Source organism: Acinetobacter sp. UBA3461 (genome assembly GCF_002381195.1).
GTDB lineage: Bacteria > Pseudomonadota > Gammaproteobacteria > Pseudomonadales > Moraxellaceae > Acinetobacter > Acinetobacter schindleri.
In genome coordinates this window covers 23,089-48,965 of record NZ_DFRO01000042.1, presented here as the reverse complement: position 1 = coordinate 48,965, position 25,877 = coordinate 23,089, and the positions used below count along the sequence as shown (strand labels likewise).

General features: G+C 43.9%; 23 protein-coding genes. 10 read left to right on the top strand and 13 right to left on the bottom strand.

Translation table 11 applies throughout. The features are described from left to right. Positions 1-18 precede the first annotated feature (18 nt). The 9 genes from B3D47_RS11765 to B3D47_RS11725 all read right to left on the bottom strand — a co-directional run bounded on the left by B3D47_RS11765 (position 19) and on the right by B3D47_RS11725 (position 10,173). Positions 19-270: an RNA recognition motif domain-containing protein gene (locus tag B3D47_RS11765; RefSeq protein WP_004890294.1), complete on the bottom strand. Its 252-nt coding sequence runs from the start codon at positions 268-270 to the stop codon at positions 19-21. Between the two features lie 83 nt (positions 271-353). Next, a complete protein-coding gene (locus tag B3D47_RS11760) occupies positions 354-2,342 on the bottom strand; it encodes an ATP-dependent helicase (protein ID WP_286862167.1) in 1,989 nt (662 codons plus the stop codon). Positions 2,343-2,632: 290 nt separating this feature from the next. After that, positions 2,633-3,775 carry a glycerate kinase gene (locus B3D47_RS11755; RefSeq protein WP_286862165.1) on the bottom strand — a complete coding sequence of 381 codons (1,143 nt, stop codon included), beginning with the start codon at positions 3,773-3,775 and terminating at the stop codon, positions 2,633-2,635. Between the two features lie 122 nt (positions 3,776-3,897). Continuing rightward, positions 3,898-4,656, bottom strand: a complete 759-nt coding sequence (locus B3D47_RS11750) for a hypothetical protein (RefSeq protein ID WP_286862164.1) — start codon at positions 4,654-4,656, stop codon at positions 3,898-3,900. 3 nt (positions 4,657-4,659) lie between these two features. Then, the gene (locus tag B3D47_RS11745; protein ID WP_005220844.1) at positions 4,660-5,463 is read right to left on the bottom strand and encodes an NYN domain-containing protein; all 804 of its coding nucleotides are present in this window, start codon (positions 5,461-5,463) and stop codon (positions 4,660-4,662) included. A 92-nt stretch (positions 5,464-5,555) separates the two neighbouring features. After that, positions 5,556-8,198 (bottom strand): type I DNA topoisomerase, encoded by a 2,643-nt coding sequence (topA, locus tag B3D47_RS11740; protein WP_286862163.1) that lies wholly within the window; start codon positions 8,196-8,198, stop codon positions 5,556-5,558. 32 nt (positions 8,199-8,230) lie between these two features. Next, positions 8,231-8,680, bottom strand: a complete 450-nt coding sequence (locus B3D47_RS11735; protein ID WP_004813293.1) for an ammonium transporter — start codon at positions 8,678-8,680, stop codon at positions 8,231-8,233. 70 nt (positions 8,681-8,750) lie between these two features. After that, complete coding sequence (locus tag B3D47_RS11730; RefSeq protein ID WP_005220840.1) at positions 8,751-9,749, bottom strand: hypothetical protein; 999 nt, start codon at positions 9,747-9,749, stop codon at positions 8,751-8,753. A gap of 178 nt (positions 9,750-9,927) precedes the next feature. After that, positions 9,928-10,173, bottom strand: coding sequence for a SlyX family protein (locus tag B3D47_RS11725; RefSeq protein ID WP_048882543.1), 246 nt, complete (start codon positions 10,171-10,173; stop codon positions 9,928-9,930). A 35-nt stretch (positions 10,174-10,208) separates the two neighbouring features. On the opposite strand from B3D47_RS11725, the gene B3D47_RS11720 reads away from it, so the two are divergent. Continuing rightward, positions 10,209-12,119 carry an ATP-binding cassette domain-containing protein gene (locus B3D47_RS11720; protein WP_286862161.1) on the top strand — a complete coding sequence of 637 codons (1,911 nt, stop codon included), beginning with the start codon at positions 10,209-10,211 and terminating at the stop codon, positions 12,117-12,119. Positions 12,120-12,241: 122 nt separating this feature from the next. After that, positions 12,242-13,177 carry a lauroyl acyltransferase gene (locus tag B3D47_RS11715; RefSeq protein WP_286862159.1) on the top strand — a complete coding sequence of 312 codons (936 nt, stop codon included), beginning with the start codon at positions 12,242-12,244 and terminating at the stop codon, positions 13,175-13,177. A 766-nt stretch (positions 13,178-13,943) separates the two neighbouring features. On the opposite strand, the gene B3D47_RS11710 is transcribed toward B3D47_RS11715, so the two are convergent. Beyond that, positions 13,944-15,071 carry an endonuclease/exonuclease/phosphatase family protein gene (locus B3D47_RS11710; RefSeq protein ID WP_218954245.1) on the bottom strand — a complete coding sequence of 376 codons (1,128 nt, stop codon included), beginning with the start codon at positions 15,069-15,071 and terminating at the stop codon, positions 13,944-13,946. Positions 15,072-15,259: 188 nt separating this feature from the next. Here B3D47_RS11710 and asd point away from each other — a divergent pair, with 188 nt between their 5' ends. From asd to truA, 5 genes are all read left to right on the top strand, one after another. Further along, entirely contained in the window at positions 15,260-16,378 is a 1,119-nt protein-coding gene (gene asd, locus B3D47_RS11705) for an aspartate-semialdehyde dehydrogenase (RefSeq protein WP_286862157.1), read from the top strand. 141 nt (positions 16,379-16,519) lie between these two features. After that, complete coding sequence (locus tag B3D47_RS11700) at positions 16,520-18,106, top strand: hypothetical protein (RefSeq protein WP_286862155.1); 1,587 nt, start codon at positions 16,520-16,522, stop codon at positions 18,104-18,106. A 73-nt stretch (positions 18,107-18,179) separates the two neighbouring features. Continuing rightward, a complete protein-coding gene (locus B3D47_RS11695; RefSeq protein WP_286862153.1) occupies positions 18,180-19,592 on the top strand; it encodes a hypothetical protein in 1,413 nt (470 codons plus the stop codon). Positions 19,593-19,637: 45 nt separating this feature from the next. Then, complete coding sequence (locus B3D47_RS11690) at positions 19,638-20,606, top strand: asparaginase domain-containing protein (RefSeq protein WP_286862250.1); 969 nt, start codon at positions 19,638-19,640, stop codon at positions 20,604-20,606. A gap of 18 nt (positions 20,607-20,624) precedes the next feature. Further along, positions 20,625-21,422, top strand: coding sequence for a tRNA pseudouridine(38-40) synthase TruA (truA, locus tag B3D47_RS11685; protein WP_286862151.1), 798 nt, complete (start codon positions 20,625-20,627; stop codon positions 21,420-21,422). An 89-nt stretch (positions 21,423-21,511) separates the two neighbouring features. Here truA and B3D47_RS11680 read toward each other — a convergent pair whose 3' ends face one another. Then, positions 21,512-22,519 (bottom strand): AraC family transcriptional regulator, encoded by a 1,008-nt coding sequence (locus B3D47_RS11680; protein ID WP_004813317.1) that lies wholly within the window; start codon positions 22,517-22,519, stop codon positions 21,512-21,514. 231 nt (positions 22,520-22,750) lie between these two features. Here B3D47_RS11680 and infA point away from each other — a divergent pair, with 231 nt between their 5' ends. From infA to B3D47_RS11665, 3 genes are all read left to right on the top strand, one after another. After that, on the top strand, positions 22,751-22,972 hold the full coding sequence (gene infA, locus B3D47_RS11675; protein WP_001284370.1) for a translation initiation factor IF-1: 222 nt from the start codon (positions 22,751-22,753) through the stop codon (positions 22,970-22,972). Between the two features lie 148 nt (positions 22,973-23,120). Continuing rightward, positions 23,121-23,501, top strand: coding sequence for a hypothetical protein (locus B3D47_RS11670; protein ID WP_004813323.1), 381 nt, complete (start codon positions 23,121-23,123; stop codon positions 23,499-23,501). A 152-nt stretch (positions 23,502-23,653) separates the two neighbouring features. Further along, positions 23,654-24,064, top strand: coding sequence for a hypothetical protein (locus tag B3D47_RS11665; RefSeq protein ID WP_004890341.1), 411 nt, complete (start codon positions 23,654-23,656; stop codon positions 24,062-24,064). 64 nt (positions 24,065-24,128) lie between these two features. On the opposite strand, the gene leuB is transcribed toward B3D47_RS11665, so the two are convergent. Both leuB and B3D47_RS11655 read right to left on the bottom strand, forming a co-directional pair. Next, complete coding sequence (gene leuB, locus B3D47_RS11660; RefSeq protein ID WP_004890344.1) at positions 24,129-25,208, bottom strand: 3-isopropylmalate dehydrogenase; 1,080 nt, start codon at positions 25,206-25,208, stop codon at positions 24,129-24,131. A gap of 40 nt (positions 25,209-25,248) precedes the next feature. Next, positions 25,249-25,812, bottom strand: coding sequence for a hypothetical protein (locus B3D47_RS11655; protein ID WP_004890345.1), 564 nt, complete (start codon positions 25,810-25,812; stop codon positions 25,249-25,251). Positions 25,813-25,877 lie beyond the last annotated feature (65 nt).

Below are 25,877 nucleotides of genomic sequence, written 5' to 3'. Positions count from 1 at the left end.
ATCTGCTCCTTTTTCTATTTACGCCTGTGGCTTTTCTTCAGCCTGTTTCACACGAATGCCTGTACCATGTAAGCGCAAGGTATTCAGACCTTTGATCGCTTTAACTGCTTCACGGCCATGCGGCATTTCTACAAAGGCAAAGCCTTTAGACTTACCAGTTTCAGCATCCAGCACCAGCGTACAAGTATCTACTGTGCCATATTGCTTGAACAATTCCAGTAACTCAGCCTCTGTCACAGTACGTTCCAAGTTACGAACTAAAATTTTCATTTGATAACCTTAAGAAGATAGGCAAAAAACATCAAAAAGCACTCGCCTACTCTACTTTTTGCATACAACAATATCTGTCTAGTTTAATCGAGATCAATACCAAAATCTAAATTAATCGACTGGCGTTCGATTAAGGCACTTTTTACGGTTTGCTGACGGGTCTTGTAATGGGTTTCCGTAGTACACAGCTGGCGAGTTAGGTCATTCATAAAATAACTCTCTACTTTACGGCCCTGCTCATCCACGGTTTCGCGTGCCCAGTGATTCAGATTCTGTTTTGTCAAAATCAACTCATTCTGCGCACGGGTCAACGCTACATACAACACCCGACGTTCTTCTTCAACATCATCAAAATCACCTTGCGCACGCGCATGAGGGTACTGTCCTGGTGTCACATTCGTCACATAACAGACCTTCTGCTCTGTACCCTTGGCAGAATGGATGGTGATTAAAGTCACCACATCAGGATCTGACTGGCGTTCAATTTCAGAAATCGATACCGGATCGAGCACATATTCTTCCAGAAACTCGCTCAGCTGGGCATGTTTGGAAGCCAGCTGCTTGACCAGTTCAAAATCACCCTGACGGCGATTCCAGTCTTTTTTGTAATTTTCAGCGAGCTGGTTTTCGATGGCTTGAATGGCCAGACTAACACAGGCTTCAACTTCTGTTTTTAACACAGCCATCTGCTTCATGATCAGAATGGATTCCAGCGGAATCTTGCCAAATTTTTCCAGCTTGTCTGCAATGATGTCCATCTCAGGCTCTGCCAAGAGTTGCTGTGACAGTTTGCTGGCACCGACATCACCTACGCCATTCCACAGCGTCAGGAAACGCATCCAGGCAATATCATCCAGCGGATTGGCAACCACACGCAGTAAACTCAACAAGTCTTTAACATGTGCGGTTTCTAACAGCTTCATCCCACCGATAAAGCGATACGGTACATTGGCAGCAATACAGGCCGCTTCAATATGGCGTGCCGCAAAACTGGAACGCACCAGCACCATATGATCAGACCATTTACTGCCTTGTAAGTAATGACGCTCTTTGATATCGATGGCGATCCATCTGGCTTCATCAAACTCGTTCGGGAAGATATGCATTTTTGGCTTAATGCCTTCACCCCGATGTGCATCCAGCCGCTTGTCATATTTAATTTCGGATTGATCCAGCAGCCAGTTGGACAGGTCTAGAATTTCCTGAGTCGAGCGGTAATTTTTTTCCAGTTTAAAAATTTGTGCATCAGGCACACGCTCTTTGAAATGGTGAATATTTTCAAAATCTGCACCACGGAAACCATAAATCGACTGGGCATCATCTCCAACACAGAACAGGCTGATATGATCTTTGAGTGGTTCTAGCAAGGCCCATTGCAATGGATTGGTGTCCTGCATCTCATCGACCAGCATATGACGGCAGATTGAAGTGACATAATCCACCAGTCCTTCTGATTGTGCCAATGCACTCGCGACCACCGCCAGAATATCGTCATAGTCTAGGAAACTACGTGCCTTTTTACGTGTTTCGTATTCTTTCATGATGTCAGCAATCTGGTCTTTCAGCGCCAGATATTCCGGCATTTGTTTTTCCAGTGCCAGACTCAGTTTCTGCCGAGTATTGCGTGCAAAGGAATACAGGTCACACAACTCTTGTGGTTTGGGTAGGTAATTTGGGTTTTTCTTGTCATCACGTCCGCGGATCAGACGGAACATCATCAACTGATCATCACGATCAATAATCGAAAACTGCTCCAGTCCAAATGCTTTGGGAATACGGCGAAGCAGATACATACAGAAGGTATGAAAAGTCGATGCTCGTAAACCTTTAGCCTGTTCACCGAGTGCTAATTCTACACGCGCGACAATTTCACTGGCCGCACGACGGGTAAAAGTCAAAATCTGAATCTGATTCGCAGGTACACCCTGATCGATGAGATATGCTGCACGCGCCACGATGGTTTTTGTTTTGCCACAGCCTGCCCCAGCAAGGACCAAACTATGCTTGGCATCAGTCGTCGCAGCTTGTTTTTGTTGGGGGTTCAGTTCATCTATTAGGGTGGCTAAACTCATGATCACTCATCATTCTGTGGATGCGTGTAGTTTAACAGATCACTCTTATAATTATGGCTTTTCATCCGCGCTAAAACAGCACCCAATTTTATCTCTAGATTTGCTATAGGGTCGACGGCATGGATGCCGTCTGCTGGATTGGGGTATAGGGATATCCCCTCAATCCAGTAAAGGATTTTTGTTACCTTGCGAAGCAGTGCCTCTCATCCAGGAAAAGTAAGATCTGCTTACGCATTATTATCTACCATTATGTAAAGCTTTTGCAGCAATGACTATCTTGCAAGAGAAAACTAAGTCCTCGGTTCCAAAATATTTTTAATAGTTTTGGACACTGCTTTTTCCAGATTTACTTCCGCATTTTTTAATGCTTCTTCCAAGCTACAATCTGGTGGATTAATTCCCACAATCTGACTAAAGCCGGCATCAAATAAAGACTCAATTCCTTCACCCACCAGACCAGCAAAAGCTAACACCGGTTTATTGAACTGCTGTGCGACCTGAGCAACGCCAAACGGTGTTTTGCCTAAGGCCGTTTGGCTGTCAATCTTGCCTTCACCAGTCAGTACATAATCCGCTTGAGCAATTTTTTCGGCTAATCGGCTTTGCTCAATAATCAATTCCACACCGGATTGCAACTTGGCATCCGCAAATGCCATAAGGCCAAAACCCAAACCACCCGCTGCACCCGAGCCTGCTACATTCTTTATAGAAATACCTAAACTTGCTTCGACCAGATTAGCATAATGGTTGAGATTACGATCCAGTTGCTGCACCATTTCCGGAGTTGCTCCCTTCTGCGGCCCAAAGATTGCCGAAGCGCCATTCGGTCCACACAGTGGATTATTGACATCAGAAGCGATTAGAATTTCGGTGTTTTTCAAACGAGCATCTAACTGGGAAATATCTATTTGATTAATCTGATCTAGATTACCGCCGCAGACCTGAATCGCTTCACCTGTACTATTGAAAAACTGGACACCCAATGCCTGTGCCATCCCGGCACCGCCGTCATTGGTGACACTACCACCAAGTCCAACAATGATTTTTTCAATACCGCGATCTAATGCTTGTTTGATCATCTCTCCTGTGCCATAGGTTGAGGTCAGCATCGGGTTACGTTGTTCTGCTGCGAGCAAATGTATGCCATTGGCTTTGGCCATTTCAAGGACGGCCGTTCGACCATAATCGACTATGGCAAAATAAGTAGACACTTGCTGAGTCACTAAAGGCCCAGTCACCATACAGGTAATACCTTGACCATCCAAGGAGCGCAGCAAGGCCTCTACTGTTCCCTCACCACCATCTGCCATAGGCACAGCAATACAGCATGCATCAGGAAAGACCTGTAGAACACCGCGTTGCATAGCTTGGCACGCTTGCTCGGCTGACATACTTTCCTTAAAGGAATCGGGTGCCAGGACAAAAGTATGCATATTCTTCTCAATTATTAATATTTTATGGTTAGCAGTTTCAGTCTATCTATAAGCTCATAAGCCAGTATTAAATTTATTTACAAGCACGACTAAAGTTCTGGGTAAATTCAGCATTATCCACATCAGTGTTTCCAACCCAATTCAATCGTAGTGATCTCATTAATTAGAGTCTGGCTTAAAGATTCTGGCATTTTACTTGACGTTTGAGAGGTTGGAATATGTCCTGCCATCAGTTCTGCTTTGGCCTGGGGAAACAAAGGTTGCTGATCTGGAAATGCATATCCCACAGGATACATCGGCTGACCGGTCGCCAGATCATATTTATCGCTGGCTCCAAAGGCATGTAATAGCTCATGTACAAGGACAATCTTGTTTTGTTCAGTCTGTTTCCTGGAAGCGAACAGGTTCACTGATCCAATCCGGCCTTTTTGTAAAGCTGTTGAATGCTTTAACACTTTATGCTGTGCCGGATCATAGTAGTTTAAATATAAGATCACATTGGCCGAAGGATCTGAACTTTGCTGCTGTTGCCAGGCATAGAAACGGAATTTCAGGCTCCAGAAAATGGTATCTATAACTGAGGCCTGCTCAGGAACTTTAGGTGGTAATTCTTTCAGTTCACGTCCAAGATTAAAATAGAAATATGTTGGTTGACCACGATACTGCTGCGCAGCCTTTTCCAGATATTCTTGTGCTCCATTTAAATCCTGAGCCGAGAGCTGCTGAATATATTGTTGGGTAGCTGCTGAACCATCCGCATTAATTGGATGCAACAAGACAAAAATAGGCTTGGACCAGTCCTGGTTTTGGTCACGATAGGCATTGACTGCGACCACAAATAAAATCAGTAGCAGAATCAGGATTCGGATTTTTTTCCACATGCTTTAAGCACTCTGTTTTTTTATTTTTCTAAGAAACATCTGGCTCATTTCAATCTTAGTTTCAAAAAGATTTAAAGTCTTGATTAATCCAGAAAGTTTGGCACGACCATAATTACGAGAGTCAAAATCAGGTTTTACCGCACTTATGTATTGCCCAACCATACTTAAATTGGCCCAACCATTTTCATCTGCATTATCTTTTACAGCTTTATAAATTAAATTAAGCGTGGCTCGGTCCATCCCTTCAGGTAACTGAATTTCCTTTTGGGCAGATATGGTTTTTTGTCCACTTGTCTTGCTAATATCCGAAACTTTTTTATCGGTTAAGTCTGTTTCTTCACTATCCTCATTATTTTTAATTTCACTATCTACAATTAAGTTTTCAACATAAATAAACTTATCACATGCTTTTTTGAATGCTTCAGGTGTAGCTTTTTTGCCAAAACCATAGACAGTGAGACCATTTTCACGAATACGTGAAGCTAAGGGCGTGAAATCACTATCACTGGATACAATACAGAACCCATCTAATGCTCCTGCATAAAGTAAGTCCATAGCATCAATAATCAGGATCATGTCTGTTGCGTCTTTACCTTTGGTATAGGCAAATTGCTGTACAGGTGTAATTGCATGTGGAAGTAAAACATCGCGCCAATTTTTTAAGGTTTCACTGCTCCAATCTCCATAAACACGTTTAACACTGGCAATACCGTATTTAGCAACTTCTTCTAATACTGATGCGATTGCATTAATCGATGAATTATCCGCATCAATGAGCACTGCGAATTTTTTTGTTTGAATATCCACACCTTCCCCAAATTTTATTATTAATCAAATTTCTAAAATTTATTCTGCCATAAAAAATGCCGACTGATGTCGGCATTTTTTACTTTTAGCTTTTAGGCTTCAACCCATTTTCCATCCTGGTAAACCAGAGACCATTTGGTTTGCTTACCTTCAGGTGTTTCTGAACCAATATATTGCGACTGGTTCTTACGGCTGAATTTCACCAGAGTTGGATTACCTTCAGGATCTACATCTGGCGCCTGCAAGATAAACTGATACTTCGGATCCAGCTGCTCTGCAACGGTACGTAGTTCCGCCACCTTCGGTGCACGGGTTTCACGTACTTTAGGGAATTTGCTCGCTGCCAGGAACAGACCTGCTGCACCATCACGCAGGACAAAGAAATCATCATGCTTGGTTGAGCGTAAATGTTCCATCTTGATTGGATCAACACGCGGTGGCGCAGGCTGACCATTTTTCAAAACCTTACGGGTATTTTCACAGCTGGTGCAGGCAAAATAAGGACCAAAACGGCCAGTCTTTAACTGCATTTCGCCATCACATTTGTCACATGGAATGGTTGGGCCATCATAGCCCTTGATCTTGAACTCACCTTCTTCCAGTTCAAAACCGGCACAGTCCGGGTTATTACCACAGATATGCAGTTTACGACCGCCATCAATGACATAGCTGTCCATCGCAGTTGAGCAGATCGGACAACGTTTTTTCGACATCAGATCAGCAGTTTCAGCGGCATCATCGTCAGAAAGTGCAGCCAAAGACTCAACTGGGGTCAAGTTCAGTGTGCCTTTACAACGCTCTTTAGGCGGCAGGTTATAACCTGAACACCCCAAGAATACACCTGTCGTTCCGGTACGGATCTGCATTGGACGTTCACATTCTTTACAGTGTACGGCATTGACTTCTACCGGCTGGTTACGGCGCATACCGCTCTCACCCTGTGCATTGGTCAAACGCTTCTTAAAGTCACCGTAGAAGCTGTCTAAAAGATCTTTCCAGTTCCGTTCACCATCTGCCACCTTATCCAGCTGACCTTCAAGATCTGCTGTAAAAGCATAGTTCATCAGGTTGTTGAAACTTTCATCCAGACGATCAGTAACGATCTCACCCATTTTTTCAGCAAACAGGCGACGGTTATCCAGTTTCACATAACCACGATCCTGAATGGTCGAGATAATCGCGGCATAGGTCGAAGGACGGCCAATACCACGTTTTTCAAGTTCTTTTACCAAGGAGGCTTCAGTGAAGCGTGCAGGTGGTTTAGTGAAATGTTGAGAAGGATCAAGTTTCTCTAGCTTCAGGACTTCACCCACTTTGACAGCTGGCAATAAAATATCGTCATCTGCCTTGTTGGCACCACGAACTTTGGTGAAACCATCAAATACCAGCGTACGGCCTTTGGCTTTCAGCTCCACACCATTGGCATCGACTAAAATGGTAGAAGATAAATATTCAGCAGGTGTCATCTGACAGGCAACAAACTGACGCCAGATCAGGTCATACAAACGCTGTGCATCTCGTTCCACACCGACCAGGCTATCACCTTTTAAGCCAACAGTTGAAGGACGAATTGCTTCGTGAGCTTCCTGCGCACCGGCTTTATTGCCATAACGGTTTGGCTTGGCTGGTAAGTATTTTTCACCAAATTCAGATTCGATATGACCACGTACCATATTGACTGCATCATCGCTCAAGAACGTAGAGTCAGTACGCATATAGGTAATAAAGCCCGCTTCATACAGACGCTGTGCCAGCATCATGGTTTTCTTCACCGAGAAGCCTAGACGGGTACTTGCGGCCTGTTGCAAGGTAGACGTGATATACGGCGCACTTGGATTCACCTTGGTCGGCTTATCTTCACGGCTAATAACTTTATATTCAGCGTCTTTAATCAGATTCAGTAAAGCATCTGTTTCAGCTTTATTATGCAGCTTTAAAGTCTTGCCATTTTGCTTGACCGCTTCCAGACGAATATCATCTTTCTTGGATTTGGTATCTGCAAAAACCTGCCAGTATTCTTCAGGAATGAACTTACGAATTTCACGTTCGCGTTCCACGACCAGCTTTACAGCGACAGACTGTACACGCCCCGCAGACAGACCACGGGCAATTTTTTCCCACAGTAGTGGCGAGATCATAAAGCCCACGACACGGTCCAGGAAACGGCGTGCCTGTTGAGCATTGACTTTGTTGGTATCCAGACGGGTTGGATGCTTGAATGCTTCCTGAATGGCATTTTTGGTAATTTCGTTGAAGACCACACGCTGGTAACGTGAATCATCACCGCCGATCACTTCTTTTAAATGCCAGGCAATCGCTTCCCCTTCACGGTCCAAATCCGTTGCCAGATAGACTTCATCGACTTGCGAGGCCAGTTTTTTCAGTTCAGCAACCACATGTTCTTTGCCAGGCAGGACTTCATATTTGGCTTTCCAATCGTGTTCCGGGTCTACGCCCATACGGTTAATCAACGCCTGCTGTGATTTTTCCGCCTTTTCTGCTTCAGTCAGCTTGGTTCGCGTTGCTGGTTTTTTCTCTGTACTTTTGGCAGAGCCGCCTGTCGGCAAATCACGCACGTGACCGACAGATGATTTCACAATGTAGTTCGAACCGAGGTATTTGTTGATTGTTTTCGCTTTTGCAGGCGACTCCACAATCACTAAGGCACGCTTATTTCCAGCGTCGGAAGACTTCGCTGTGCTGCTTTTTGATGTGGACCGAGGAGCGTTCGCCATAATTAACCGTTAATCCTGTATATTCTAAAAAATTAAAGTTCAGCCAAGGAATGTAATAGTGCCTTGATGTCATCGAGCTGGGCCGCTTTTAGATCAGCTTCTTCATCCCAATACAGTCCAACACAGTTTGCCTGCATATCAATAGCATAAATGCCTTTTAATGCAATGGGAAAATCTTTAAATTTGTCATCGCCTTGTACCAGCTCAAGCTTTTGATCGACCACACGGGCACGCATCAGTGGCAAACGTGCGTCTGGTATCAGCACACTATAATAAGCCACCATACTGGCACGCTTTTCAGTGGCCATCGGCACTTTGGTCCAGTCAGGAGCCACAACCAGACGTGGGTGTAATCCCATCTTGCGGGCTTTCTCACGCATCATGCCCAAAGCTCTTTCTCGTGGGCTGACACGCAGACCAAAAATAGATCCCAGTACAAATACAATGATGACGACAGCAACCCAGATTCCTGTATTTTCCATAGCTCAACCTTTATGTTCTATTATTAGAGTTGCATAAGCTCAATATAAAACGCAAGTTTGCGCGACAAAATTAATTCAGGAACATCTCATGGCTGTAGAGAACTTCATGACCATTCCAGTAAATATAGCCTTTCTCCAGCAGTTCCTTCAGCAATAAACGCACATCGGATTTTGGAAATAACTGTTCCAGTAAATCTCGCAATTCATAAATATCTTTAGGCTTGTCACCTTGCAGTTCACGCAGCTTGCGTGCCACTTCCATTTGTACCGGATCAATGCGGTCAAAGTTTTTGAACAATCCCTGTTGTGCAGACTGAATGGCAGATTGTTCTTCAATGACTTTTTCTGGCTCTTCCGGGGTCAATTCAGCAATGGCCTGACTCAGATCAAGCGATGTAGTTGGTGCAGCAGACAGATCCAGTTGTGACCATTGCTTTAATACCTTTTTACGGAAGGCAATCTGATCCTCATAGCGTTTTACAATCTTGAAGTTAATCAGCATTCCGACTACATGCTGTGCTTTGCCTGGCAGTACTTGCAGAATATTTGCCACAGAATTTTTCAGGCTTTCCAGTGTGGTTGGCTTGCCTGGCATTTTCGCCAGTGCATCACAATATTTTTTCACCAGTTGTAAAGCGGGTTTCTGCTGAATCGTGTCGAGACTTGGGATATTGAATTTAGGATTGGCTTTTTTATCCTGCTCCGGTTCTGCCTGTACCTGAATCAGGCTACAACTAATGTCAGATGCAATCAGCATTTGCATCAGCATTTCACTGCTGTCCATGGCTGAAATCAGTTCCACATGCGTGTCCGGTTCCAGCAGTGCCATCAGCTGTCCGACAATGACCGCATATTCATATTCACGGTGTTCAGCTTCAGGAATGTCCAGAATGACCACTTGCCCACTGGCGATCCAGCCTGCCAGTTCGGTCAGATCTTCTAGTTCAAATTCAAACTTGCCGGCACAGCTAAACAGGTACAAGATTGGATAATGCTTGGTGATTTCACGTAATAGAGTGGCGGTCGGGAAATTATTTTCAAGATCGAGTAAAACAACTTTCTGTGACATGGAACACCAATCTGAACAAAACCTGGAAGCGCTATTAGAGGGGCAAGCGTGAAAAAGGTCAAATTATTTTCAGCATGGCTAGTTTTACTGACTAGGATTACCCTGCTGAAACAAAGCATAAACCCATTAAAGCGAAAACCCTCACAATGGAGGGTTTTCTACATGACCAATTACATAATTAATAATGCGGTGGTCGATCAATAATCGGGTCGAATTCTGCAATGCCTTCGGACAAATCTGCCGACTCAACACGTTGATATAACAGCGTCATTTGCTTCTGAAGATTGATGATTTCCAGATTCTGCCTGGTCACCTGCTGATTCAACTGTTCAACTAAATCGTCCAAAAATGCAATTCGGACTTGCAAATCTTCAATGGGTGCGGAAAATGACGCCTGATCATTTAGATTTTGTTGTTTAGTCATTTTAAGTCCTCATCATAGGATTTCAGGAAACCATTATGGCATATATTACCCTAAGGGACGTCCAACTCGCGTTTGGCGGACCTGCACTGCTCGACGGCGCTAACTTTAATTTAGAACGCGGTGAACGAGTGTGTTTGATTGGCCGTAATGGTGAAGGTAAGTCTACCTTACTTAAACTGATTGAAGGAAGCCTGTTACCTGACAGTGGTGAAGTTTCCTTACAAAATGGCATCACAATTTCCATGTTGGCCCAAGACGTGCCGATGGATTCAGGCAAAGTCGCCGATATCGTGGCGGATGGCGCAGGTGAAGCATCAGAAGTTCTACGTGCTTATCATGAAGCCAGCGAAGCCTGCGTACTGGGTGATATGGAAGCTTGTGACCGCATGGGTTCATTGCAGCACAAGATGGATCAGCTGGATGGCTGGGCTTTAGAAACCAAGGTGAACTCTATCCTGAGTAAAATGGGCCTAGATCCGGATGCAGACCTTGCCGATTTATCCGGTGGTCGTAAGCGTCGTGTACTGCTGGCTCGTGCCCTGCTCACTCAACCAGACGTTCTGTTACTTGATGAACCGACCAACCATCTGGACGTGGAAAGTATTGAATGGTTAGAGAAATTCCTGCTCGATCAAAATAATTTAACGCTTCTGTTTATTTCGCATGACCGTTCATTTGTAGACAGCATTGCAACCCGTATTGTTGAACTGGATCGTGGTACATTGCGTAGCTACGAAGGTAACTATTCACGTTATCTCGAGCTTAAAGCACAGCAGATGGAAGCCGAAGAAAAGCAGAATGCGCTGTTTGACAAGCGTCTTGCTGAAGAGGAAGTATGGATTCGCCAGGGAATTAAAGCGCGTCGTACCCGTAACGAAGGTCGTGTCCGTGCGCTTAAAGCATTACGCGAAGAATCAAAAGCACGCCGCTCACAACAAGGTAAAGTGAGCATGGCAACTCAGGATGCGAGCCGTTCTGGTAAAGTCGTATTTGAGATTGAACATCTCAGCGTGAAATTTGGTGACAATGCACCAATCATTAATGACTTCTCGGCACTGGTAATGCGTGGCGACCGTATTGGTTTAGTCGGTGATAACGGTGTTGGTAAAACCACACTGATTAAAGCGATTTTAGGCCAGCTTGAGCATGGCGGCACGGTGAAAACTGGTACACAGCTTGAAGTGGCTTATTTTGACCAGTTACGTAACGTACTGGATCTGGAAAAATCGGTAAAAGATAATGTCGCTGAAGGTTCTGACCATGTCGATATCAATGGCAGTCGTCGTCATATCTATAGCTATTTACAAGATTTCCTGTTCTCACCTGAACGTGCCCGTACACCAGTAAAAGCACTGTCTGGTGGTGAACGTAACCGTATTTTGCTGGCAAAGCTGTTGCTTAAACCATCAAACCTGATTGTGATGGACGAACCAACCAATGATCTGGATATGGTGACCCTTGAACTATTAGAAGAAATGTTAAGTGGCTATAAAGGCACATTACTGCTGATCTCGCATGACCGTGCCTTTATGGACAACGTCGTGACCTCAACCTGGGTATTTGATGGTAAAGGCAATATCGATGAATATATCGGTGGTTATCAGGATTATTTAGAACAGCGTCCGAACCAGACAGCAGTCGATCAAAAATCTGCCGTTAAAAAAGCCGCAGCCAAAGCTGAAGCCGCAGCGGCTACGGCTGCTCCTGCACCAAAAAAGGTGAAACTCAGCTACAAAGATCAACGTGAACTTGAACAATTGCCTGCAGAAATCGAAGCACTGGAAAGTGAACAGGCTGAACTTTCTGACAAACTGGCAGATGGCTCATGGTTTGTGAAAGATGCAGCAGCAGCGACCAAGGCATCTGAACGTTTAGGTGAAATTGACGAGATTTTACTGGCAAAAATGGAACGTTGGGATGAACTGGAAAATATGACCAAAGCTTAAGTTTTCTATTTCTCCAATGCCAAGCATCTGTATTCGTACAGATGCTTTTTTTATTTTCACTTTTTTGTTTCAAAAAGCTCTTCTGCTACACTGCAGATATCTTGAGATTTAAATAGCAGATTATGAGTAAAAAGCCAGATTACCAACCCGGAGAATTTCAGTGGACCTTCCTGTCTCCCCAGTATTGGGGAATATGGATTGGCATTGTATTCCTGATGATTCTGGCGATTTTACCTTGGGCGATTCAGTACCGTCTGGCTTCTTTACTGGGTAGCTTAAGTTTTAAATATCTCAAATCTCGCCGTGAAACTACAGTGCGCAATCTGGAAGTGTGCTTTCCAGAATGGTCTGCGCAAGAAGTGCAGGAAAATTCCCGTCAGGTCTTTATTGACCAGATGCTCGGTGTGTTTGAAACCTTAAATGCCTGGTACACGCCAAAGTGGTTTAAAGGCCGTGTAACTATTGAAGGTCTGGAATATATCCAGCAAGCACAAGCTGAAGGAAAAGGTGCATTATTACTCGGTACGCACTCTACCCTGCTGGATGCTGGCGGCTACCTGTGTGCCCAGTATTTTGAACCGGATGTCGTCTATCGTCCGCAGAATAACCCCTTGCTGGATATGCTGATTTATCGCTGCCGCGCCACAATTTATGCCAACCAGATTGACCATGATGATATGCGTGGTCTGGTGCGTAATCTGAAAAATGGACATGCGATCTGGTACAGCCCGGATCAGGATTTCGGTTTAAAACAAGGCGTAATGGCACCATTTTTTGGTGTTCCTGCTGCAACCGTGACCGCACATCGTCGTTTATTAAAAATGACCAAAGCCGCTGCGATCCCACTGTATTTCTACCGTCACGGCGATATCAAAAACCCAAAATATCATGTCCTGATTGAGCCACCCGTTGAAAACCTGCCAAGCGCAGATGAACTGGATGATGCCACTCGCGTGAACCAGATTATTGAACGCCAGTTACGGATCGCCCCAACGCAATATATGTGGTTCCATCGCCGTTTTAAGACCCGCCCACAGGGTTATGATTCGATTTATTGAGTTCTCGAGCTCTTTAATCATGGATTAATGATTTGTTCCCTGATAAATCCACATGGCTTCAGTATGACCAACATAGCTAAAGCCTGATAAAAGCCGGTAGCATGCTGGTCAGCAACTAAAATTTTTTGATGAAATCTTGAATAACGCTCTAGCATGGCCTGCATAATTCGGCGACCAATGCCGGCCCTTGTAATTCTGGATAAACCAGTAAATGGGAAAATACATCACCAGATAGCCATCAGAAATGGCATTGCCGGGTCCAATCAGTCGACCATTCATACCGGCAGTCACAAGACTATGAGAATGGTTCAAGGCTTCTAAAAGCAGTTGCGGTTTTTTTTAGCTGCTGACCATCGATTGGCATGATAGAGTTCAAATATTTCAAATTCCTGGGCTGAGTCACTGTCAGAAATAATAAACTGCATACACGTTTTTCAGAAATTATTTCAACTCTATAAATTGTTTTAATAATCAATTAACTAAAAAAGAAAATTAAAGCTCTAAAATAGTTTAACCCGGGCTCTACATCCTGTAAAAACCCGGGTTAATGAGGTTGTGCTTTCAACATTTTAATTCTTGGTTTTTTGCGATTTCCATTTCATCATCATATCCATGATGTCTTCATTCAGCTTCGTCTTCCTTATGAGAAATTCCCTTCCCGACTCCCTGTGCTGATATAAGCAGAATATTAGAATCATCGAGGAATAAATATCGTTTAAGACCCCAATCTGTGTAAGCTATTTCGTACACTTTTCCGATAAATCCATCACACTTTTGAACTATTTTTGTAGGTTTGAGCAATTTCATCTGTGACTATTTTTTCTTCTTTCTCAGCTTTTTCAATACCTTCTTGTATAGCTTCCTGAGCCTGTTGCTCATCTTCTTCAGTCTGTTCCAGTTCTTCTTGTACATGATCAAAGACTCGCCCGGTTTGTAGTACCACAAACACCGGAAAATGATCCGAGCCCACATGTGGCAAACGCTCCATATGGACTAAAGCAAAGTCGGTACTGTGGAAGACATGGTCAAGTGACCAGCGGAACATCGGATAATCGGCATGAAAGGTATTCACATAACGGCGCCCGACACGCGGGTCGAGCAAGCCACTAATACGCTGAAACAAACGTGTAGTACGTGACCAGGCGACATCATTTAAATCGCCCATCACAATACAGCTTTCATCGAGATCCTTGATTTGATCTCCAACAATCAGCAATTCAGCATCACGCAGTTTCGAGTCCTTGGCTTCAGTCGGACTTGGCGGTTTCGGATGAAGGCAATATAACTGAACCGGATGGCCAGAACGTAAAGTGACTGTGGTATGAATTGAAGGAATTTCATTACTCAAAATAAATTTCACTTCGGTGTCACTGAGTTTTAATTTACTGTAGAGATGCATCCCATAAAGGTTATCTAAAGGCACAGGTACACGGTACGGATAGTCCGCTTCAATCATTGAGAGTTGTTTCTGCCATTCTGAATTGGTTTCCAGCGTCAGTACCAGATCTGGAGTTAAACGTTGAATCTGTTCGAGTAATAGATGATATTTTTCATTGGTCATTAACACGTTAGAAACCAGTAAAGAAATTTGTTTGCTTGGATCCAGTTGCTGCCGTTTGACCTTCTTCACCTGTTTCTTCCAGATAAAGGTATAAGGCAAGACCATCTTCAACTGGTAGGCTTGTGCCGCGACTAGTCCTACAAAAATACTTTGGTCTATCAAGGTCCAGGAATGCTCCCAGAATATATAAAGCCCTAGTGCAATGAAGCCAATGATCAGAATTTGTAGTCGCGGGAAATCGGCGCCACGGATCCACCATTCATCACGAGGAATCAGGGACCAGAAACTGAGCCAGATGACCAGCACTGACAATATCTGAATAAACAAAATCATAAAGTGACTCTTTTACTATGTTGTTATTTTTTCTAGAAGAAAATCTGCGTTATCAATTTTGTATGTAACATAAACAAGATATTTCGCTCAATATTATTGATGTTTCTATTGTGTAGCTATTGCAGTTGAGTCCCTTTTTGGTACACTCGAACCCCCTTTAATTTTTTAACGCACCGAGGCAAAGTGACATGAAAGTAGGTCTGGTCGGTTGGCGCGGGATGGTTGGTTCCGTCCTAATGCAACGTATGGTTGAAGAGAATGATTTTGCTCATTTTGAGCCATTCTATTTCTCTACCAGTAATGCAGGTGGTGAAGCACCGGCATTTGGTGGTAAAACTGCCCCAGCACTTATGGATGCGACAGACATTGATCGTCTGAAGCAAATGGATGTCATTATTACCTGCCAAGGTGGCGATTATACCATTGCGGTTTTCCCTAAGCTGAAAGCTGCAGGCTGGAATGGTTACTGGATTGACGCTGCGTCTACCCTGCGTATGGATGATGAAGCAATCATTGTACTTGACCCGGTTAATCTGAACGTGATCAAAGATGGCCTAGTGAAAGGTACTAAAACTTTCGTTGGCGGTAACTGTACGGTTTCCCTGATGCTGATGGGCCTAGGTTCTCTCTTCCAGAACAACCTGGTGGAATGGGCAACTTCGATGACCTATCAGGCGGCATCTGGTGCAGGTGCACAAAACATGCGTGAGCTGATCACAGGCATGGGTTACCTGTATAACAATACTAAAGACCTACTCGATGATCCACGCTCTCCAATTTTGGACATTGATTCTAAAATTGCTGAATTACAACGTGGTGAAGGCTTCCCGTCTGCAAACTTTGGTGTACCGCTAGCTGGTTCTCTGATTCCATATATCGACAAGCAGCTGGAAAGCGGCCAGTCGAAAGAAGAATGGAAAGGTCAGGTTGAAACCAACAAGATCCTCGGCAACCAGCAGATCGTTCCAATCGATGGTCACTGTGTACGTATCGGTGCAATGCGCTGTCACTCTCAGGCAATTACCTTGAAGCTAAAACGTGACGTACCTTTGAATGAAATCGAAGATATGATTCGTCAGTCTAGCCAATGGGCCAAAGTGGTACCAAATATACGTGAAGCATCAATGACTGATCTGACGCCTGTCGCAGTAACCGGTACATTGACTGTTCCAGTCGGCCGTCTGCGTAAAATGAACATGGGTAAAGAATACCTGGGTGCATTCACTGTAGGTGACCAGTTACTTTGGGGTGCTGCTGAGCCTTTACGCCGTATGCTACGCATTCTGATCGATTATAAAAATGCTTAATTAAGCACGTTATAATCAATCTAAAAGCCGATCTTTATTGATCGGCTTTTTTGTGTCACTATCAAGAAAATAGTTGAACAAACATAGACATCCCAATCATCGAGCCATACTGCCTATAATATGACCGATGCTGAGCCTAGAATGAAGATGACTGTATATAAAAAATTCAAAATTGCTACTTTAACCATGATGATTGCACAGCCTGTTTTTGCAATCACGGTTGAGCCAGTTCAGGTTCAATCGGCACCCGGGGAATTACTCTATGCGGAAATGAATTTCCGTCAGTCAGATATCAATATACCGATTGAAGTGAGTTTAGCTACGCCAGAAGATTTAATGACGCTGGGCACTACGCATCAACCTCCCGGTCATCTTAATTTTTTTACCCGTCGTAGTAGCAATGGAACAGGTGTGATTACTATTACCTCTTCACGCCCAATCACTCAAAATGATCTGAATTTTGTAGTTAAGGTTAAAGAAGGCAATGCAGCACGCTTACAACACATCAAGACCACACTCAAACCCAAGACAGATCTGCTAAAAGCTTCAATCAGCGCGAATGAACGAACATTAACCCCAGTCGTGGTGGTGAATGAAAATGAAATTGGTTTAAATTTACCTGTCAGTACGCAATACAAGACTGCAGCAGCGAATACCAAGGCTCTGGAAAAACTATTGGCTGTACAGCGTCTTGCTCCACCACCATTATCACCAAACTCTATCCCTCAGACAACATCGATAACGACTCCCGCTGTTCAGGCTCCAGCCAAGGTTGAGGAAGCTATTACAGCTGTGAATACGCGTCCAGTCACAAGTACTTTGACGACACCCACATCAATCGCTGAACCGGCAATACCAGCTATTCAACAAAAGCCTCTGGTCCCAAATAGTCTGCAAAAAAATCCTGCCACCCCTACAACTCAAGTAAAAACTCAGGTAGCGGAAGATACATCAGTAGCACCTGTTGCACAGCAGAATCAAGATATACCAGCTCAAAAAGTACAAAATCAAAAGCCAGTGGCGACCTATCCTGCTGCTGCGCCACAATCGAATTCCAGCGACCCATTAGTTAAAAAATATGCCGAAGAACAAGTCGCAAAACAGAAGCAAGTTACTCCTAAAAAACCGCCTCAAGCAGCTTCGGCTCCAGTGCAACACTCCCCTCAAGCGAGCCCGACATCTACTGCAAAAGCAAGTTATGTGGTTCAATCCAATGAATCTCTCTGGAAAATTGCTGCACGTATTGCTCAGGAACAAAACCGCGGTGTCGGTGAAGTCATGCAGCAAATTAAAAAAAATAATGAACAGGCCTTTATTGGCGGAGATGCGAATCGCCTGAAACGTGGTGCGGCACTGAATTTGAATATTGCGCCCGCACAAAAACAGCCAATTACCGTCAAGACATCTGAGCTTGCACAAGTTCAGAATAAGGCTAAAGGCAGTACCAAATATCGTTTAAATCAAGCTGAAATGAGCCTGGTTGCTGAGAACCAACAAGAAACTAAGCAACTTTCTGCAAATCAAAACACATTAGACCATCAAACTTCGAAAGAGTTGTCATTAAAAGTTATGACAGTTCGAGAAAAAACCGTTAAATTACAGAGAAACGTAACTGAATTAGAATTGGCGCTTAATCAGAAGGATCAGAGAATTCAATTATTAAATGCCCGTCTTGCCCGACTGCAACAACAGCTCAAAGCACAACAGGCAGATAAAAAAGCCAATTAACTAATCATTACATACATTGATTTACAGGGATGAGTGGATATATGGAGTCCTCTATCTCTAAGGGGTACTTATCATGCTGATTTATGTGATTCCATTAATTTTATTGATCATCGTTCTGATTGTAGTCAAAAAACGTCAGGATGCTCAAGAGTCAGATAAACCAAAGACAACTACAGCGAAAGCGAGAAAAACCACCAGTTCAGCACGGGCTACCCCAGCAAAAACCCGGGTGGTTGAAGAAGTTGCAGCGAACCCTCAGGAAGCTATTGCTCTTTCAGCAGATCTGCGCAAGAAAATTGAGCGCCTGATCAATGAAGGAAATTTCTTTGCCGCTGAAGCGCAAATCAATCAGGCACTCAAAAAAGACAACCCCCAGCATGAACTGTATCTGTTGCTCCTTGATATCCATATTCAGCAGAAAGATGAATTTGCCATTTCTCAGTTAATCACACATGTCCGTTCACTCGGTTTGGATGACATTCTTGCGCAGGCAGAAACTAAAAAGGCAGAGTTTGAAAATTCAGCTACTTCAACCAAGGATACAATTGATTTTCCTTCTGCGCAGTTAAGTGCTGGCTCATCAGTAAATGAGGCAGCACCTGTAGACAACACTGCTGCCTTTGAAGAGCTATTTCCCACCCACAGCCCAGTAGTTAATGATCTTGCTTTTGATGAACTGCAACAACAAAATAAGCCTCAAAAAGCTGTATTTGAGCCGGCGCCATCACAGAATGATATCCAGCCGCTGGAATTTAATTTTGAGCCCACTCTGACTAAACCAGCAAGTGATGCAGCCCAGGATCTCCCAAGAGCTACAGGTTTAGAGTTTAACTTTTCTGACGCTCCTGCAGTATCTGAGCCAGTACCGACGACAATACCGGATACGACCCCATCTGCACTAAACTTTAGCTTTGACTTAGATAGCTCAACAAAAGCTGAAACTGAAATTGCACCTGCTGCCGAGCCTGAAACTGCCGCACCGGTTATGGACTTTAAGCTTGACTTAGGCAACTCAGAAAAACCAGAAGTGACACCAGTACCTACTGCAGAATCAGTTCAACCTCTTGATTTTTCTTTCTCGGCAGATACAACGTCAACCACAGAAACTCAGCCAGAAATCGCAGTACCAGAATTTGATTTATCAGGTTTAGCTACACATGAACCTATAAGTCCAGCAGTACCTGCTGTCTCAGAATTGGACTTTAAACTGGATGCCGTTCCTGAAAAACCAGCCAGTGCGGCAATCAGTTTTGATATTCCATCTGCGCCCGTTACTTCAACCGCTCATCAAAATGATCCACTGGTTCAATCATTCCCTGAATTAACGGAAACTGATGAAGTAGTATTAAATCTGGAATTGGCAGAGCAGTATATCCAATTGGGTGCCTATGATGCCGCACGTGAAATCCTGACAGAAAAGGAAGCGGACTACAGTCCACAACAACGCACCCATGTTGATCAATTACTGAATCGAATCGCTTCTTAAGTAAATTCGTTCTACACTAAAGCAGTCACTATGGCTGCTTTTTTTATGATGAAAAATATTGCATTGATTTATATGGGAGGTACGTTTGGATGCGTTGGTGATCCACTCGCTCCTATGCCTGCCGAATCTTTTTTTATAAAACTAAAAGAATTATTGCATGAAGACACGCATTCAGTAGAGTGCTTCTGCGCCCCTGTAATTAAGGACAGCAGTGCATGTACTGCTCCTGACTGGCTAGCCTTGATTCAGTTTATTCAGCAACTGCAGGCTCAGAATTATCAGCGCTTTGTTATCATTCATGGTACAGATACCATGAGCTATGCCTGTGCCGTGCTTGCGCATCTTTTAGGGCAATCGGCCTATGTGGTTTTAACTGGTAGCCAGTATCCATTATTAAATGCAGCTGGCAAACAGCCACGCGAATTTAGTGATGCTTTGGACAACCTATGCTTTGCTCTAGATTCTGTACAGCAGGTCGAGATGGGCGTTTATCTGGCATTTAACCAGGAACTGGTTCATGGCAGAACAGCGTTAAAGCAACATACTACTGAACTAAAGGCCTTTGCTGGCATAGATGCAGAAGTAAAAATTCCACCGCAACTATATACACATATCATTACTGCACAAGATTTGATTAAGGCACAGCAATTTAATTGCCTGAGTATAATGATGCAGCCGGTTGGGCTAGATCAGCAGCTTCATAACCTTAAGCAATTATTGGCTTCACCTCCAAATTTCCTGATTCTGCAGGGCTTTGGCACAGGAAATCTCGCAGTTAATCCTGATCTCATTCAGCTCTTTGATGAGTTCTATAATGCTGGCTGTGCTGTAGTTTTGACTACACAGGTACCTTTCGGGAGCACAGACCAACGCTATGCTATTGCTGAATGGGTGCAGGACTGCCGGATTTTACTCAATGATGCCTATGGCCATGCCGATCTATATGCAAAAGCCCTGAAAATGTATTTACAATACGACAGCGTGGAGCAATGGCATCACCATTGGTCTGATTAGTTGAATCTTGAGGTGAATATGCAGCGTTTTGCAGTCGGTATTGAATTTAGTGGAGCACACTACAGAGGTTGGCAAACCCAACAGCCCGGCGTAGCAAGCGTGCAGGAAACGATTGAAAAGATTCTGTCTAAAGTCGCCAATGAAACTATTATCCTGCATGGTGCAGGTCGAACTGATGCCGGCGTGCATGCCACCAATATGGTTGCTCACTTCGATACCTCTGCTGATCGCTCCGAATATGGCTGGTTACGCGGCTGTAATAGTCAGCTTCCTAAAGATATTGTAATTCAGTGGATTCAGGAAATGGACATGGATTTCCATGCCCGTTTTAAAGCCCAAGCCCGTCGTTATCGTTATGTAGTCTACAATCACCCTGTGCGTTCTGCGCTATTGCATAAACAGGTCACCCATATCCATTACGATTTAGATGTCGACAAGATGATTAAGGCTGCGACAAAGTTTGAAGGCACACATAATTTCGAAAGTTTCCGTGCCTCTGCCTGTCAATCTAATCAACCTGTACGCCATGTGCATCATTGTCGCCTAATTCGTCATGGTCACTATCTGGTCCTGGATATTCAGGCTGATGGCTTCCTGCATCATATGGTGCGCAATATCATGGGCTGTTTGCTGGAAATTGGTCAGGGCATGTATGACATCGATCAGATTGATGCCATCTTTGCTGCAGAAGACCGTAAAGCGGCAGGTGTGACAGCACCATCAGATGGACTCTACTTTATTCAGGCACATTATCCTGAGCAATTTAATTTACCGAAAGTGCCCTTGGGACCACATTGGTTAAACATGCCAGAATAATTAAATCCTTTTTTATTAATTTACCTCCTCTCCCCCCTTCTGGAAAGAGAGGAAATTCCTCCCTTTTTTAAAGGGAGGTTAGGAGGGATTTAACGCTGCTTGCGCTTTCTATATTCCACTGGCGTTTCATTGGTCCAACGTTTAAAAGCACGATAGAAGGTACTTGGTTCAGAAAAACCGGTTAAATATACAATCCGCTCTACACTTTCACTGGTGCCTGCCAGTAAGCGTTTAGCCAGACGGCAACGATAATCCGAAAGGATCTGCTGGAAACTGGTATTGGCTTCACTCAGCTGAGTACGCAAACGGCGGGGAGTAATATTCAGCTGGGCAGCGACTGTTTCTAGCGTGGTTTCCCCACTTTCCAAGGTTGAGCCAATGGCACGGCGCACTTCACCCACCAGATCATAACGTGCCAGCTCTTGCAGCTTTTCAATTGCTAACTGCTCATGCAGCTGGAGTAATTCTGGTTCTGCCTGCCAAAGCGGATATTCAAGAATACTTGAATCAAAATAAAGACGTGTTTCTTTCTGTCCCAGACTTACTGGGCATTCATAGACACGGAAGTATTCATCATCAGTTGCGCCTTTAGAAAAATTGAAGTCGATATAAATCGGTTCAAAACGCCCTTCGGTAATAAACTTAAAGAAACGCAGTACACCAGACATGGCACATTCAGTGAAATGACGATTGACGATGTTTTCGGCAAAAAGCTGTTCACCATTGGTCAAATAACAGCGGTCATCTTCCACGACCAGTTGCGCATGGAAGGCATCACTGATGAGGCGCTGGTAAGCTAAGGCACGTTTTAGCCCTTCACCAAAATTTTCTGATGAAATAAACAAATGCTCAATGACCTGACCACGGTAAAGTGGCAGGTGTTCACCCAAATGTAAGCCGATATCAGGGTCCTTGCTGACCTCTTCTGCCGCGACCCAGAATGCATACTGTGCACTCAACGGGGTACGGTCATTGGCTTCAACCTGGTTTAAGGCAACTCCTGCTTTAGTAAGCAATTCTTCGGTTGGCAAACCCGCACGACGTATCGCCTGGTAGCCTAATCGCAGTACAACCGATGCATCTGTTAGCTGACCCACTCAAAAACCTTCCTTGTATGTGCTTCATTTATACCTAAAAAGATATTTTTTAGATTAACTGTGATTGACCAAACTGACAACATCAACAAGCAGTTTTTTAGTTAAAATATTTGTACTGATGCTTCGCTTATTTTACTTTCAGATGATCAGTCTAAAGCCTGCTATGCCTTGTGTTATACGAAAAAATTGACTATAATTTGCGCCTTTCTAATTTATTCTTTTAGGTAGGCTATGGCCAATAAAGAGGAACTCATCGAGTTCGAAGGCGTTGTCACCGAGACGCTTCCTAATACTATGTTCCGTGTACGTTTAGAAAACGGTCACGAAGTGATTGCTCATATCTCTGGTAAAATGCGTAAACACTATATCCGTATTTTGACTGGCGACAGTGTAAAAGTGGAGATGACTCCTTACGACTTAACTAAGGGTCGTATCACTTATCGTGCACGCTAAGATTTAGCGTCAGTAAAAAAAGCCACTGATCAGGGTGGCTTTTTTTGTGACTTTAATTATTCATTATTTACCAATAAATAAAACAATTTGACATAGCCTGAGAATTACAAGACTATTCAATTTAATTAAAACAATATTTATAAAAACAATGAATATGAAATATTTGACTCTGCTTTCCAGCTTGTCTCTTGTTGCATGTGCTACAGGCAGCAATCAGCATCTGCATCATTCTCTACAGCCCTATATCGGTCAAACTGCCGCACAGGTTCACAGCCAACTTGATCTTCGTGCAATGGGATTTAAAACCTCCCAGCACCCCATTCAAACAGCAGACTTTCTCAGTTATACTATTTTCCGGGATGTGAATATTCCGATGGGTACACCTAATATTAGTCAAAGTATCTCCCCTGGTGCACCAATTCCAATGCCTTCGAATGGAGGTTATAACATTAAGATGAAATGCCAAATCTGGTTTGACTTGAAAGATGAAATTGTTCAGGACATTCGTTATACCGGTAAAGCTTGCTAAACTGTGTCCAGTGAAGTTTAAAACCTGTATGAGATTTAATGAGAGGTCCAATTTATCAGGATACTTCTCTCTACCGTGTGTCAAATTACAACAATAAGCTCGTTTTCTCCTCGCTACAATAACCGCAATGGCTTTTGTAGGAGTCAGAAAATATGTTATCTGCATTTCGCCAAATGAAACTCGTGTTACCAGGCATGCTTCTGCTGTTGTCTGCATGTACGCATACGCCTACCCTGTCTCAAGCCGAACGTGACGCTTATTTACAGCAGTATATTGGACAGTCTAGCCAAACCATTTATGCCAATCTGGATTTAAGCAAACTCGGCTACCAGCAGGTAAATGAACCTGTACTTTCAGCCGGGCAACTGGTCTATATCGTGCAGCGTCCCGTTGCACTTCCACTCTCTGTCGCTCAGCATCCGGTTGCCGGCACTGGAACCGTACCCATTCCGGTGACACATAGTCCATCGCGTGGCTATGACGTAAACCTGCAATGTAAAATTGTTTTTGAACTCAAGGACAATATTGCACAAGCAGTGAAATATACCGGCCGAACCTGTTAATTCAGCAGACACAAAAAAACGCAGCCTGAGCTGCGTTTTTTATTGATCAGTTCTGGAGTGAAATTTAGTTCAATGCAGCAACTACTGCCTGGCCCATTTCCACTGTACCGACTTTGCTCATGCCTTCGGACATAATATCCGCAGTACGTAAACCTTGATCCAATACATGACCTACTGCATCTTCAATTGCTTTTGCAGCCGCTTCTTCACGGAAGGTGTAACGCAGCATCATTGCAACAGACAGAATGGTTGCCAATGGATTTGCTAGGTTTTGACCTGCGATGTCTGGTGCAGAACCATGACATGGTTCATACATGCCTTTGCCATTCTCATCTAGAGAAGCAGATGGCAACATACCAATTGAACCCGTTAACATTGCCGCTTCGTCAGACAGAATGTCACCGAACAGGTTAGAAGTGACAATTACGTCAAACTGTTTAGGCGCACGTACCAACTGCATTGCAGCATTGTCGACATACATATGCGACAGGTTGATGTCTGGATATTGCTCTTCTTTCAATGCAGTAACGGTTTGTTTCCAAAGCTCAGTCACTTCAAGCACGTTTGCTTTATCGACTGAACATACTTTACCGCCACGCAGACCGGCAAGTTCAAATGCAACTTTGGCAATACGCTTGATTTCAGACTCTGAATACACATCAGTGTTAAAACCTTGTTTTTCACCATTTTCCAGTTCACGGATACCACGTGGTTGACCGAAGTAGATACCACCTGTCAATTCACGTACGATCAGGATATCTAGACCAGCTACAATTTCAGGTTTCAGGCTAGACGCATCAGCAAGTTGCGGATAGAGAATCGCCGGACGCAGGTTCGCGAACAGGTTCAGTTCACTACGCAATTTTAACAGACCACGTTCAGGACGAATTGAGCGTTCAATCGTATCCCATTTAGGACCACCCACAGCGCCAAGCAGAATTGCATCAGCTTTTTTTGCCTGCTCAGACGTCACATCTGGATAAGGTGCACCATGTGCATCAATCGCAGCACCACCCAACAGGCCATGTTCCCAGCTTAGATCTAAATTAAATTTTTCATTTACGCGAGTCAGCACTTGCTCTGCTGCTTTCACAATTTCAGGACCGATGCCGTCACCAGCTAAAATCAAAATTTGTTTAGACATGAGATATTCCATTTATAAAGTCAGCATTTCGCTGACTGGGTTAAATTTTCTGTTCTACAAACTCGGCAATGCCAGTTTCAACATTGTATGGCTTGCAGAAGCGTCGAATTATTTTGGTGTTCTGCAACAGATCTACACACAGTGGATCAGGTGCAGAGGCCTGCAATAAGCTGGTGTTTCGAGTCGAGCGCTGGCGATACATCTTAAAGGTGTACTTATGCTTGGCCTGGAAGTTCTGGAATACATGTAGAACTTCGGCCTTATCCGGACTAATCGGATAAAAGCGTACCACCAGTTCATGCTGCCCCGCGGGTACCGACAGGTAAACCGGATTAGGCTCTTTCAGGCTTTTTGCTTGTAAACGCACAAGCTTGAGCTTGAGCGCTTCACTCTCCACATGTCGCTTTTCAGCATTGATGATCTTGATATCATCCATACGTTCAAAATTACAATCGTGGGTACCTGAACAATAAATCAGGGCATCTGAACTATTTACAGCCGAATCTGTCAATTTCTTCAACTGTATCGTATCGATGGTCTGACATGCTGTCATTAACATCGAAACCGTACCCAATGCAAATAACTGTTTCCAATAGCTGGCCATGCTGAATGTCTAACCCAAACGAAATTTCCATGATTTCACGATATTAGCAAGGGTTAGACTTTCCC

Excerpts from the sequence above, each read along its gene's own strand:
- B3D47_RS11765 (WP_004890294.1), bottom strand. The coding sequence starts at position 270 with ATGAAAATTTTAGTTCGTAACTTGGAACGTACTGTGACAGAGGCTGAG.
- B3D47_RS11760 (WP_286862167.1), bottom strand. The coding sequence starts at position 2,342 with ATGAGTTTAGCCACCCTAATAGATGAACTGAACCCCCAACAAAAACAA.
- B3D47_RS11755 (WP_286862165.1), bottom strand. The coding sequence starts at position 3,775 with ATGCATACTTTTGTCCTGGCACCCGATTCCTTTAAGGAAAGTATGTCA.
- B3D47_RS11750 (WP_286862164.1), bottom strand. The coding sequence starts at position 4,656 with ATGTGGAAAAAAATCCGAATCCTGATTCTGCTACTGATTTTATTTGTG.
- topA (WP_286862163.1), bottom strand. The coding sequence starts at position 8,198 with ATGGCGAACGCTCCTCGGTCCACATCAAAAAGCAGCACAGCGAAGTCT.
- B3D47_RS11735 (WP_004813293.1), bottom strand. The coding sequence starts at position 8,680 with ATGGAAAATACAGGAATCTGGGTTGCTGTCGTCATCATTGTATTTGTA.
- B3D47_RS11730 (WP_005220840.1), bottom strand. The coding sequence starts at position 9,749 with ATGTCACAGAAAGTTGTTTTACTCGATCTTGAAAATAATTTCCCGACC.
- B3D47_RS11725 (WP_048882543.1), bottom strand. The coding sequence starts at position 10,173 with ATGACTAAACAACAAAATCTAAATGATCAGGCGTCATTTTCCGCACCC.
- B3D47_RS11720 (WP_286862161.1), top strand. The coding sequence starts at position 10,209 with ATGGCATATATTACCCTAAGGGACGTCCAACTCGCGTTTGGCGGACCT.
- B3D47_RS11715 (WP_286862159.1), top strand. The coding sequence starts at position 12,242 with ATGAGTAAAAAGCCAGATTACCAACCCGGAGAATTTCAGTGGACCTTC.
- B3D47_RS11710 (WP_218954245.1), bottom strand. The coding sequence starts at position 15,071 with ATGATTTTGTTTATTCAGATATTGTCAGTGCTGGTCATCTGGCTCAGT.
- asd (WP_286862157.1), top strand. The coding sequence starts at position 15,260 with ATGAAAGTAGGTCTGGTCGGTTGGCGCGGGATGGTTGGTTCCGTCCTA.
- B3D47_RS11700 (WP_286862155.1), top strand. The coding sequence starts at position 16,520 with ATGAAGATGACTGTATATAAAAAATTCAAAATTGCTACTTTAACCATG.
- B3D47_RS11695 (WP_286862153.1), top strand. The coding sequence starts at position 18,180 with ATGCTGATTTATGTGATTCCATTAATTTTATTGATCATCGTTCTGATT.
- B3D47_RS11690 (WP_286862250.1), top strand. The coding sequence starts at position 19,638 with ATGATGAAAAATATTGCATTGATTTATATGGGAGGTACGTTTGGATGC.
- truA (WP_286862151.1), top strand. The coding sequence starts at position 20,625 with ATGCAGCGTTTTGCAGTCGGTATTGAATTTAGTGGAGCACACTACAGA.
- infA (WP_001284370.1), top strand. The coding sequence starts at position 22,751 with ATGGCCAATAAAGAGGAACTCATCGAGTTCGAAGGCGTTGTCACCGAG.
- B3D47_RS11670 (WP_004813323.1), top strand. The coding sequence starts at position 23,121 with ATGAATATGAAATATTTGACTCTGCTTTCCAGCTTGTCTCTTGTTGCA.
- B3D47_RS11665 (WP_004890341.1), top strand. The coding sequence starts at position 23,654 with ATGTTATCTGCATTTCGCCAAATGAAACTCGTGTTACCAGGCATGCTT.
- leuB (WP_004890344.1), bottom strand. The coding sequence starts at position 25,208 with ATGTCTAAACAAATTTTGATTTTAGCTGGTGACGGCATCGGTCCTGAA.
- B3D47_RS11655 (WP_004890345.1), bottom strand. The coding sequence starts at position 25,812 with ATGGCCAGCTATTGGAAACAGTTATTTGCATTGGGTACGGTTTCGATG.